Annotated in this window: 9 protein-coding genes and 1 tRNA gene; 3 read left to right on the top strand and 7 right to left on the bottom strand. The window is 41.2% G+C overall.

The genetic code is table 11. The features are described from left to right. Window positions 1-71 precede the first annotated feature (71 nt). Together A0256_08450 and A0256_08445 are read right to left on the bottom strand one after the other, a co-directional pair. Entirely contained in the window at window positions 72-1,496 is a 1,425-nt protein-coding gene (locus tag A0256_08450; GenBank protein AMR31450.1) for a permease, read from the bottom strand. 96 nt (window positions 1,497-1,592) lie between these two features. Further along, the gene (locus A0256_08445) at window positions 1,593-1,973 is read right to left on the bottom strand and encodes a hypothetical protein (protein ID AMR31449.1); all 381 of its coding nucleotides are present in this window, start codon (window positions 1,971-1,973) and stop codon (window positions 1,593-1,595) included. A 151-nt stretch (window positions 1,974-2,124) separates the two neighbouring features. Here A0256_08445 and A0256_08440 point away from each other — a divergent pair. Then, window positions 2,125-2,198 (top strand) — tRNA-Met (locus A0256_08440). Between the two features lie 215 nt (window positions 2,199-2,413). On the opposite strand, the gene A0256_08435 is transcribed toward A0256_08440, so the two are convergent. After that, on the bottom strand, window positions 2,414-3,232 hold the full coding sequence (locus tag A0256_08435; GenBank protein ID AMR31448.1) for a hypothetical protein: 819 nt from the start codon (window positions 3,230-3,232) through the stop codon (window positions 2,414-2,416). 105 nt (window positions 3,233-3,337) lie between these two features. Continuing rightward, on the bottom strand, window positions 3,338-5,428 hold the full coding sequence (locus tag A0256_08430) for an alpha-L-fucosidase (GenBank protein ID AMR31447.1): 2,091 nt from the start codon (window positions 5,426-5,428) through the stop codon (window positions 3,338-3,340). A 902-nt stretch (window positions 5,429-6,330) separates the two neighbouring features. Here A0256_08430 and A0256_08425 point away from each other — a divergent pair. Continuing rightward, a complete protein-coding gene (locus A0256_08425; protein AMR31446.1) occupies window positions 6,331-9,090 on the top strand; it encodes a hypothetical protein in 2,760 nt (919 codons plus the stop codon). 147 nt (window positions 9,091-9,237) lie between these two features. Here the strand turns inward: A0256_08425 and A0256_08420 are convergent, their stop codons facing one another. Next, on the bottom strand, window positions 9,238-9,882 hold the full coding sequence (locus A0256_08420) for a hypothetical protein (protein AMR34481.1): 645 nt from the start codon (window positions 9,880-9,882) through the stop codon (window positions 9,238-9,240). Between the two features lie 465 nt (window positions 9,883-10,347). Between A0256_08420 and A0256_08415 the strand changes: the two genes are divergently transcribed. Next, on the top strand, window positions 10,348-10,575 hold the full coding sequence (locus tag A0256_08415) for a hypothetical protein (GenBank protein ID AMR31445.1): 228 nt from the start codon (window positions 10,348-10,350) through the stop codon (window positions 10,573-10,575). Between the two features lie 13 nt (window positions 10,576-10,588). Here the strand turns inward: A0256_08415 and A0256_08410 are convergent, their stop codons facing one another. Continuing rightward, window positions 10,589-11,227: a lipid-binding protein gene (locus tag A0256_08410; GenBank protein ID AMR31444.1), complete on the bottom strand. Its 639-nt coding sequence runs from the start codon at window positions 11,225-11,227 to the stop codon at window positions 10,589-10,591. Window positions 11,228-11,503: 276 nt separating this feature from the next. Next, entirely contained in the window at window positions 11,504-12,310 is an 807-nt protein-coding gene (locus A0256_08405; protein AMR31443.1) for a hypothetical protein, read from the bottom strand. Window positions 12,311-12,312: the final 2 nt, after the last annotated feature.

The raw sequence follows: 12,312 nt of genomic DNA, 5'->3' as shown, positions 1-12,312 counted from the left end.
TTACTAAATAACTTGAGGAGCACCACAAATTTAAATGATAATTAAATGATAACCGTCGGTAATTTGTAAAACTATGCGGGGGTGCTTGCCTTGCGGTTACGAAGGCGTTTGAAATACCGTTTGTAGATATCCATATCAAATAATGCGGAGTCTGTAGCAGCTTTGTAGCTTAAAAAAATCCCGATAGGGAAAAGCACGGCAATAGCTATCCATGAGCCAATAATTGGCGACAGGTCACCTTCTTTTGCTGATTTTTCGCCTATGGTACCAATAATGTAATAGATTAAAAAGAAGATCACGGATACCACAACAGGCAGGCCTAGGCCGCCCTTACGGATAATTGCGCCTAGCGGAGCACCAATCAGGAACAACACGATACAAGCAGCACCCAGGGTAAACTTCTTATGGTATTCCATAATGTAGCGCCGCACACTTTTGGTCGACTCCTTGTAATTATCGGTGCGGTTTTTTATCATATCCTGGATCTGCTTCACTTCACTCGCAGCATTATTATATGCATTAATTTTGTCGCCCGGTCCACCCAGCTTAATACTGTCTGCCGGCACCAGGTGCTTAATAACGGCAGATTTAAGTGGTACGGCAAAATACCTGATGTAAGGCTTTATGAGTGCATAATTAGTACGCACCGTGCTGTCAACATTGCGGTTTGCAGAATCTACATAATGCTGGATCTGTTTAAGATCCATCATCATCGATGCACTTCTGAATTCGTTCTCATTAGTCCGCGTCATATTAAATCCAGAAAGATCAAATTTTTGCTCCCTCTCTTTAAAGCGAAAGCGGACCAACTTTTGACGCGCAGAGTAATTGTTTTCGCTTGCCTGTTCTTCGTACCTTACCCCATCCTTCAATTGCAGAATAAGATAAAGATCATCTTTGGAGCGATACATTAACCCCGATTTGGCAAAGGTTACGCTTTGATTGGTTTCCAGCTCACTGTGCTGATAGATCATGATGTTGTGCAGTGTCTGCCCATCCGGGTCTTTTTCTTTTACACGAATAGAGTATCCCGGGAAACGGTTGCTGAATATATTCTCGGGCAAAAGATCCGCAGACTTTTGCTTGCGCGCATCGTACAACAAAGAATAATATTTAAGATTAGCCCGGGGTAGCATCCAATCCGAAAAAGCAAAAGCTGCTATACTTAATATCACCACTACCACCATCATAGGATACATGGCACGGCGAAGCGAAATACCCGCCGATTTGATCGCTACCAGTTCATAATTTTCACCGAGACTACCATATGTCATGATAGATGAAAGCAATACAGAAAGTGGAAGTGCCATTGCCACGTTAGTGGCAGAGTTGTACATCATCAGCTCCAGGATGATATACCATTGAAAGCCCTTGCCAATCAGATCGTCGATGTATTTAAACAAAAACAACATCAACAGCACAAACATCACAATAAACAAGGTGACAATAAAAGGCCTTATAAATGATTTGAGCAGTAATAGATGGATCTTCTTCATCGGGCGGATTCAGCGGCACCAATAGCCGCGTACTGCTTAACTATAATTATAGCAGCATATTGTTTAAACGGCGCAAAAATAAGGAAAATATAAGATTTAAGCGCCAAGCACGCCGATGAGATAGTCGATCTGGTTATCCCAAATCTGTTTACGCTCGGTAATAGTATCTTCAGTTGCGAAATCTGTAATGCTCAAAGCTACATCATTTGTAAGCTCATCCTGGATGATTTCCATCTCAAAATAGGTCTGCGGTTCATCATCCAGCCACTTAAAACGCACTAATTTATTCTCTTTAATGGCTATAAGCTTGGCATTTTGCTTCTCACCGTCCCAGGTAAAAGTATAGATCTGGTCGCGTACGCTAACATCATCTGCAAACCATTGGGTTAACCCATTTGCTTCATTTAGAAAAGTATACAGAATCCTTGGGGAGGATTTTATCTCATATTCTATGTTGAATTTCTTCTTTTCGGGCATGTCAGGATTAATGGTTAGCAATCAATACAATGTAAATGTTAACATTTTTTCTAAAGAAAACGAATTTCTGCTATATTTGCAAACCTTTTTCAGGAACCATCAAATATAACTGAATGAGGAAACACAACAACATGTTGTGATAAAACCACCCGGCGGGGTAGCTCAGATGGTTAGAGCGTAGGATTCATAACCCTAAGGTCGGCAGTTCGATCCTGCTCCCCGCTACTCTTAAAAGCCTGTTACGATATTCGTGACAGGCTTTTCGTTTTTGTTAACGGCTACTGCGCTCAAAAAAATTAACCGCAACTAAATAATAACGCTACTCGTATAACTAGCCAGTTAAAAAGTTTATTGGAGTTTAGTTTGTTTGGTTGAACTTGAGCCTTGGTACTTGTACCAGGGCTTTTTTAGTTAATTAATTTTGGCATTACATAAACGTGCTATTGTTCACGCGTATCAGCCGGCAATTGCTTAATTTCAATGTTCCTAAAATCAACTGGCTGCCCCTCGCTTTGCAGGGCGATAAATCCGCTACTCAATAACACACCGTCATGTTTATATTTTGGATCGTAGCCATGTACTATTCCACCACCAATAGTAGGCTTTGAATATTGCAAAACTGTATCACCATTAATAATATGCGTGATGATTTTACTCCCTAAAACGATTAGTTCCCCCTTCACCCATTGATCGCCATCATATGTTTTTGATGTTGAATTGATACAATGATCGGGAGATACGGTGCCTTTATAAACAACATCGGTCCCGGGCGAGCACATATTTCCGGTTGGTCGTGGCTTCCCATCCCCTAAACCACCCAGTAACTGCATTTCAATGGAGATAGGCCAGTCCTGATCTTTCAGCATTGTTCTTGGGTCTTGCGAGTGAAACATTACACCGCTATTAAGTAATGTGTAATCGGGTGCACCTTTTTGCTGCTTCCCAACAAAACGGTACTCAAACCTTAAATGAAAGTGAGAAAAGGATGTTTTGTAATATAAGTGGCCAAACTGATCGTTAAAATCGCCATATTGATCATAGCTCACCCTAATCATGCCGTCTTCTACCCGGAAAGTATTGCCATAGTTTTCACCAACAACATGATGATTGATCTTAACGAACCAATCGTTAATATCAGAACCGTTAAAAAGCTTTTTCCAGCCTTTACGGTCATCAATTTTCGCTGCCATTCTTTTCGTATTGGAACAGGCGAACAGCAGTAAGCAGGAGAAAATAATAATACCTCGTGTTAGTTTCATAAGTGAGTGGTTTTGTGCTTAGTGATTAGGATATGATCGAACATCCCCTCCCTGGTACTATTATTCAGAATACCTGCCGGATTGCCGAAAACTCAGGTTGTCAAATTAGGGTTGTGCAGTTATTACATCTACTTCAGCATATCCTATATTTTCGTTACCTTCTGTATTCTTTAGGGCCCTAAATTTAACATAACGCGCTTGAACGCTCGCAAATTTTTTAATTTGTATCAGCGGGTTGTTTTTAATATTTGCGAACTCTCCTTCATCAACCAATTTCCACTCTTTATTATCGGGCGATACATAAAATTGATATTGGCTAATGATCCCTGGACCCCAAATACCTGGATCTGGCAAGTACCTAAAACCAGTTAAACTTTCTTCCCCCCCAAGATCAATCACCAAATCGATCGGCAATTTCTTGTTTATATTTTTTGGATGCCATACGGTAGAAGGGTCTCCATCTAAAATTGCTTTAGCCTTTTCATCATCAGTGCCCACAATTATCCAATCCTTTCGGGGGAGATCAAACTTCTCGCCTATTATGGGGCTGTTTTTGTTAGTAGCAGTGTCACTGGCTACTGCTTTTATTTCTAATCTTCCATCAGTTTGAAATGGGCCGCTATACTTCTTTGAAGCAATGCCCGGCGCGCTTCCATCTAAAGTATAATAAACCACTGATTCTTTATCGGCAGGCATTATAATTATTTTACCCGATTGGTCTCTGATAATGGATGGCGCAGTTAGGATCTGTTGCGCGTTATATACACCAATGTTCGAGATGAGCGGGCAACTTTTCGAATCGGTAATAGTTAAACGTATCTTGGTGGCCTTTACACTTGGGAAACGTAAGATACGTTTGTAGCCAATTGTTGTAGCCATGGCTACATCTTTCCAACTACCGTTAATCAACGCTTCAACTTTGAATGTTTTCACCCTTTGCCCCAATCGGATATATTCCTGGACCAGGAAACGGTTAAATGAAGTGGCCCTGCCCAAATCAATGGTTAGCGAAGCGACGTTTACCTTATTATTTGTAGCCCAATAGGTATCTGTATTATTGTCAACAGCTTTATCAGCGCTAAATTGTTTACTGTTACCACGAACATTAGAAGCGGTAACTTTCTTCGATCTTGCCAGGTCTACCGCAAACGCTTCTTTAACCGCATTACCATATTCAGATGCAGCTTTTACGTCTCTTTCATTTATTAAGCCATTTGGCATGATTGGAAAGTTAAGCAGAAAAGTGGCGTTGCGCCCAATGGAATTATAATAAGTGTCCATGAGCTGAGGTAAGGTTTTCACCTTAGTATCTTCACTTGGATGATAAAACCATTCCGGCCTGATAGAGGTATTCACTTCGGCCGCAACCCAACTATCGCCATTCTCTAAACCGTAATGCAGCATATCAAAAGGCACCTCGCCTGTAGCGTTTAGCAGGCTCCAATTTGTTTCGCCAACATAGCCTGCCTCCGTTCCAACCCATCGCAAGTCGCCTCGTTCACCGCCATCGTTCCAGATCACACAGTTTGGCTGTATTTTGTGAATCAGCGCGTAAGTGTTCTTCCAGTCATAATAGGTCTTCCGGTCAATAGTGCGGGTCTCGTTAGCGCCACCGTAATAACCAGAACCTCCGTTAGCCCCATCAAACCACACTTCGAAGATTGGGCCATAGTTAGTCAGCAGTTCGGTGAGCTGGTTCCTAAAATAAGTGATGTATTCGGGCTTGCCATAATCTGGGTGGTTCCTATCCCAGGGAGACAAATAAATGCCTAGCTTCAATCCATATTCTTTGCAGGCATCGGCCATTTCTTTAATTACATCCCCCTTTCCATTTTTCCATGGAGCGTTTTTAACGGAGTATGCGGTATAGTCCGACGGCCAGAGGCAAAAACCGCAGTGGTGCTTTGCGGTTATAATAACCCCTTTCATGCCAGCTTCTTTGCATGTTTTTGCCCATTGCCTGCAGTCCAGTTCTTTTGGGTTAAATAAATTCACATCTTCATTTCCAAATCCCCAAGACTGGTCTGTGTAGGTATTCAATGAAAAGTGCACAAATGCATACGACTCCATCTGTTGTACCCGAAACTGGTTAGTGCCAGGAACAGGGCCAAATGGCTTTGGCGCAGTGATCTGAGCACTGGAATACCTGTTTACAGAAAAAGAAAGAATGATAACCCAAAAAATAAACTTATTCATAATTAACCGAGCGCTTACTGTGATTAAATAATTGGTTTTAAGAGCCATAACCAGCTATCAATTTGCTGATTTTTAGAAAGATCGAGCTACGGCGCTTTACTACTAGATCTCTCCCGTTTCTATCAACAATTAACATTTATGATCAGGCTTTTCAAACTTAAATTGAATTACCGTTAATAAGCAGTGTTTTAGTATTTTTTTTAAGATTCTACGCTTTTATTTTACAACTGACTTAACCAATAAGGTAGATAATCCACAATAAGTTATGAAAATTAATTGCCGTTGGTCATCACGATCTGACTTATCAGCAAATTCAAAAAACACGTTTCATAAACTTTGAAAGTTGATATGATCACTTTGAGTAAATAAAAAGATATTTCCTTATCACAAAAGCGCGTGCTACACAAATTAATTTTAGCAATCATCAACTAATCAGAAAATCTCTTCAAAAAAAGCTTGAATTCACCAATAATTAAGAGAAAAGGACCAACATTTTGACTAGGACACGATGTATTGTTAGTGAGTATTTAATTTTTTGCATAAATTATCAAATCTGACGAATTATCAGAACTAAATAAATTATGCAAGTCGATAAAATCATTAAAAAATAAGAAAATAGGAACAAAATCGCATTCTTTTTATACTATTTTATAAATTTTACGTATTTCATTAATAGTATTCCTATATTGGCTTAACAAAGATTCGCTATGGAGATCTTTTCTCTCTTTGCGTAATTATTAGCATCGATTTCATTATTTAAGAGCAGTTTTAAAATTCAACTGCAGAGGCAACTTATTTACTGCTTTCAATCGAGCCTAGTTATTGTTCTATTCATCAACGAAAGTTAATACTGATTGAACTTATCAACCCATTTAACATATCATTAATCCTAAATTGTATATATGAAGAAAATCTACCTATTGATTACCTTGCTTTTTTTAAGCTCAAGTATTGTTTTAGCCCAAAACCTAACCGTTACAGGAACGGTCACCAGTTCAGCTGATAATTTACCCATGCCGGGCGTTAGCGTGCGTGTTTCCGGCGGCACGACGGGCACCAGTACGGATAAAAATGGCAAATATCGTATCGCGGCTGCAACATCTGCCGATTTAAGCTTTAGCTATACGGGCTTCAAACCCTTAACCGTATCTGTTAATGGCCGCACAGCTATCGACGTGACGCTGGTAAGTGAAACCTCACAGCTGAACGAGGTGGTACTAATCGGCACCCGGTCGGCGGGCCGTGTAAAACTGGAAACAGCGGTACCGGTAGATGTTGTTAATGTAAGCAAGGCCGCCCAAGTAACCGGTAGGTTAGATATTACCGACATCCTTAACTATGCAGCGCCGTCCTTTAATTATAATAAACAGTCCGGCTCTGATGGTGCCGACCATGTTGAACTGGGAACTTTAAGAGGCCTTGGACCAGACCAAACCCTGGTTTTGATCAACGGTAAACGCCGTCATTCCACGGCCTTTGTGTCGGTCTTTGGCACGCGGGGTCGCGGTAATTCAGGAGTAGATTTAAGTTCAATACCGACTGCTTCAATCGACAGGATAGAGATCCTGCGCGATGGCGCATCTGCCCAGTATGGCTCAGACGCTATTGCAGGCGTTATTAACCTGGTGCTTAAAAAAAATACAAATGTTTTTACGGCTAACGTTGGTTACTCCGGTTATTACGATCCGGCCTTTAATAGCGGCAAAAGTGTTGTTTCAGACTACTATCCGCACGGCGGTGCTATTGATGGTAATGGTATCACCATAGATGCTAATTATGGCATCGCATTAGGTAAAAACAACGGTTTCCTGAATATCACCGGAGATTTTTCTAAAAACGGAAAAACTTTCCGCCAAACGCATGATACTACCACTTCAAATCCGCAGGCATTACCGATCAACCCTTATCGCCGTGCCAATGGCGATGGTTCGGCCACTACCGGTTCCATTTTTTATAACAGCGAGATCCCATTAGCAGGTACCCGCACTACCTTTTACAGTTTCGGTGGTTACAGCTACAAGTCATCAGATGCCTATGCCTTTACCCGTAACCTCTCTGGCCGGCCCGAGCGTTTTCCTGCGGATTATGCTTCAACCACTGGTATAGTGTTCATGACACCGGATGGCGATTCCTACTATAACCCAATTATCCAGACGCATAATACCGATGTCTCCGCCGCATTTGGCTTAAAAGGAACTTTGGGCGAGGCTTGGGATTGGGATCTGAGCAACAACACTGGTAACAATAAATTCCATTTTTTTGGAGATAAGACATTTAATGCATCATTAGGCGCCGATAAAACGCACTTTGACGACGGCGGCTCCGAGTTTTTACAGAACACAACCAACCTGAATTTTAACAAGCATTTTGCAAAAGCAGCTCAGGGTTTAAATCTTGGCTTAGGCGGCGAATATCGTTATGAGCGCTACAAAATTTTTGCCGGAGAAGAAGCTTCCTACAAAAACTATGATCCTAATGGTGTACAGGCGGCCGGTTCGCAGGGCTTCCCGGGCTTTCAACCAGCGGATGCAGTGAATGCAAACAGATCAGTGTTTGGTGTATATGCAGACCTGGAACTGGATATAACAAAAAAATGGCTCATAGATTTTGCTAACAGATACGAGCATTACAACGACTTCGGATCAACCTTTAATACCAAATTTGCTACCCGTTATAAAATCACCGATAACTTCAATATTCGCGGGTCGTTGGGTACAGGTTTTCGTGCTCCTTCTTTACAACAGATCAATTACAGCAATACCTTTACAAACGTACAGGGCAGTGTAATTTCAGAAGTAAAGATAGCGCCAAACTACAGCCCTATTACTAAAGCGGCCGGTATTCCAAATCTGCACCAGGAAAAATCTAAAAATGCAGGCTTAGGCTTCACTTATAAACCAGTACCCGAGCTAAGCTTTACCGTGGATGGGTATATTATTGGCGTGAAAGACCGCGTAGTACTATCAGGTCAGTTCAGCGCAGCAGATCCAACACTCGATCCATCTTTTACTAATGCATTAAATGCTTTGCGAGTAAGTGCTGCCCAGTTCTTTGCCAATGCAGTCAATACAACCAACCGTGGTTTGGATGTAGTGATCGACTATAGTAAAACCATTGGTGTAAACCGTTACAAATTACTGTTCACCGGGAATTTCCAAAGCATGGATATTGATAAAGTCAACTATCCGCCAATATTAGGTACTACTGCCGCCTTACAGGAAACGTTCCTGAGTTCGCGCGAGAGAAAATTTATCCTTGCTTCGGCTCCGCCGCAAAAATTTGCGTTGAACCCGGAATTCGGCCATAAAAGCTTAACCATAGGAGCGCGGTTTACCTACTTCGGTAAAATAGACCTGCTGGGTTACGGTGACGGCAGCACACTTACCCCAACAGTACCAACTGATGACGGAACTAAACAATTAGCTGATGAATACATTTACAGCGGCAAGGTTACCAGCGATGTGTACTTTTCTTTTAAAATGACTAAGGCAGCGCGCTTTTCTATAGGTGCGGATAACGTTTTCAACGTTCACCCCGACCTGGCTTATGTACAAGGTGCAAAAGGTTATGCTTTCAATAACGAGCCTTCTGGTCCTTTTGATGCTGTACAAATGGGGCAAAATGGCCGCCGCTTTTTTGCGCGTATAGGTTTTACTTTTTAAACTACACTAAACTAATTATACTAAAAAGCCGCTGACGCATATGCTCAGCGGCTTTCTTTCCTTAAGCTCCCCGGTCTTGTTTCTGTGCTCTGCCAAATTTGTCGACGATAATTATGCCAACCGATTGACAACACCATTGTCAGGCTCTTATTTCTTCTTCAAAGTTTCGGCAATTGCGCGCTCCACCAAAGGCTCCATCACTTTGTAGCCAGCCAGGTTGGGATGCACACCATCTATTGTCAATTCCTTCTTGAACCCTTTGTCGACATTCACGGTAGCAATGTAATAATCAATAAAAGTCAGCTCGTTCTTTTGTGCGTATTCTTTTAACAATTGGTTGAGTTGAATAATTGCTGGTACAGGATTTATTCCCGGATGCCATGGAAAAGCATATGCCGGCAAAACACTAGATAATATCACCTTTATGTGATTTACACGGGCCAATTCGGCCATCGAAAATATATTACCGGCCACATTTTCAATTTTGGAAGGGCCGGTATTCTCAGCGATATCATTTATACCGGCAAGTATTACAACTACCGCTGGTTTCAAATTAATAACATCTTCCCTGAACCGTACCAGCATTTGCGGTGTGGTTTGCCCGCCGATACCCCGGTTGATGTAACCCTTCACCTTAAAAAAATCAGGATCGGTATTGATCCATCCCTCAGTAATAGAATTGCCTAAAAACACAATCCGTTTTTCACCGGCTGTGGGATTGCGTATTTTATCATTATCACTAGCGTATCGTTCCAGCCAGGCCCAGTCGTTATGAACGCGATGCTCAATCATCTTTTGAAAATTTTCCCAATCCTTTTTTTTCTGCTCTTCTGTCTTTTCCTCGGCGGCTTTTTGTACTTTTTGTGCGTTCGCCGTTTGGCACAATAGTATGAGGGCTAAAACTTTTAAATATTTCATAGTATAGCTTAATGCTTAGGGTTATGTGGTTTATTCAAAACTAACAAAGATCATACAAAATAAAACGATTTAGCAATTAAATTAAGTTGAATGTATCCGATAAAATTTAACGTTCGGCTTCAATACGGAAAGTTAACTCTTCTGCTATTAACATATCACAATATTTCCCCGGCGGTATATGCACAGTCACTGACTGTAATAAAAGCCCTAAACAGCTGATGATTGATTAGATGCGATACCATAGTACTTGCAGAACCTGATTAAAACTTTGAGCTGCTCAGACAATTCACTAAATTGTTCGATATTTGCATCATCCCTGACATTTTACATCCGACATATATGAAACACGACGAAGTAGTTGCCGCTTTAAAAGTTATTTCCGAAAAAGGAATGGCCATCCATATCAGCAAGGATGATTTGAAAGATTTAAAGGGTTATAACCTTATTGATATTGCAAAAGGCGCAGAAAATGACAGATCTCCTGCTTGTACGTTAACAAAGAAAGGCCGGGTTATGTTAAAAGCCAACACCAAAGAAAAGCCTGAAACTAAAGATCTGCCGGAATAGGTATTTGTAAGCACTAGTCTCTGATATAAGCCACACCTTGCTGATATTCCGATTTCTTAACCTGTTGCCTTAATGCCTCAAAGCTTTTAGTGGGCCCTTCTGCCGCGAAGAGGTTGATCAACCAGGCAGGGATGTCACCTGCCGGATCTACCTGAAGCGTATAAACAACTTTAACATTATTTTTTCCGATAGGCGTAATAACCCACTCGCCTTTTGATTCGGTTATCCTCACAATTCCCTCTTTTGCGGGCACCATGCCATTCACTACCGGCCCATCTACCGTAACAACTTTGTTTTCCGGATTTTGATGAACGGTGAGATGTGCAACAAAATCGCGGTTTGTAGCAGGCCAGGGGATGCTTACCTCTGAATAGTAATAAACTTCAGCTGGCGATGGTTGCTTAAGCAATATGCATGATTTGGTATGATATACCCATTCAGTACAGTTTTTCACGTCCATTAAAACTTTCACCAGCTGTGATGCCGTTGCACTAATATCGCACTCCACCTTTATTGCTTTAAATTTAGATTTTGGCACCATGCTGGTGGAAACCTTAATCCCATCAGTTTCGGTTTTTGGAGTCCATACGTATTGCGCAGATGCTCCCGAAATTTTCAGCAGCAAAACGAGAAATGTTAAATATTTGTACATGTTTAGATCTTAAAAAAACAAATTTATAAATATTGATTTCACCTAAAACAAGCAGTATAATTTATGACAATCAACAGTGAATGGCAACCTTTCCCAAGCCATTAAAAAGGCAAAATCATATAGTTAGGACTATACGACTTGCAAAAAGTAAAACAATAAATTTCTGGTTTTTTCAAAGATGTATCATCTAATAACATGATACGTGATGCGCGAGATTTACTACTTAACAAAAAAATCCCCCTTTGCAGGAGGATTTTATTTATTGGCTGGCTAAAATTACTTTGTAATCAGATTATACAACTCATCAAGTTTAGGGGTCAATACAATTTCTATCCGACGGTTTTTAGAAAGCGACTCCGGCGTTTCTCCCGGGTCTATTGCCTGAAACTCGCCTTTTCCGGTGGCTGTTAATCTATGCGGATCTACCATCTCGACTTCGGTTAAATACCTCGTTACCGATGTAGAACGCAATACGCTTAAATCCCAGTTATCTTTTATCTGCCCCAAATTCTTAACCTTTTTATTGTCAGTATGGCCTTCTACTGCAATATTAATATCAGCCTCTTTATTTAAAACCGCTGCCAAGGACTTCAGCGCCTGTTTGCCCTTCTCATCAATAACAATACTGCCCGACGGGAACAGCAGTTTATCCGTTAATGACACGTACACCTTGCCATTGCGAATATCAACGCTTAGGCCGCTTTGCTGAAAGCCAAGGAGAGCCTTTTGTAACTTATCACGCAGTGCGTTGGTCGCTTCATCCCGCTTGCGCAAAATCTCTTCAACCTCTTTCAACCGTGCTTCACGTTTTTGCAGATCTGTTGAAAGCTCGTTTACTTTTGATGAACTGGCGCTATAGCTATTATTAAGCGAGTTATAATTTTTTTTCAACGTAACAATATCACCGTTCAACCGCGCGGTATCTGCCATTAATTGTGTCCTTTCCGTTTCGAGGCTCACTGTTCTTGTGTTCAATGAGTCGCGCTCTGCCAACAGGGCTTTATATTTTTTAGGGGATAATACCACACAGGAATGCAGGGCCATTATCACAGATGCGGCTAGAAATACGTATTTTGGTTTCATAA

The sequence above is a fragment of the Mucilaginibacter sp. PAMC 26640 genome (genome assembly GCA_001596135.1).
Taxonomy (GTDB): Bacteria; Bacteroidota; Bacteroidia; order Sphingobacteriales; family Sphingobacteriaceae; genus Mucilaginibacter.
The sequence above is the reverse complement of the archived record's forward strand: the minus strand, read 5'-3'. Positions and strand labels throughout refer to the sequence as shown.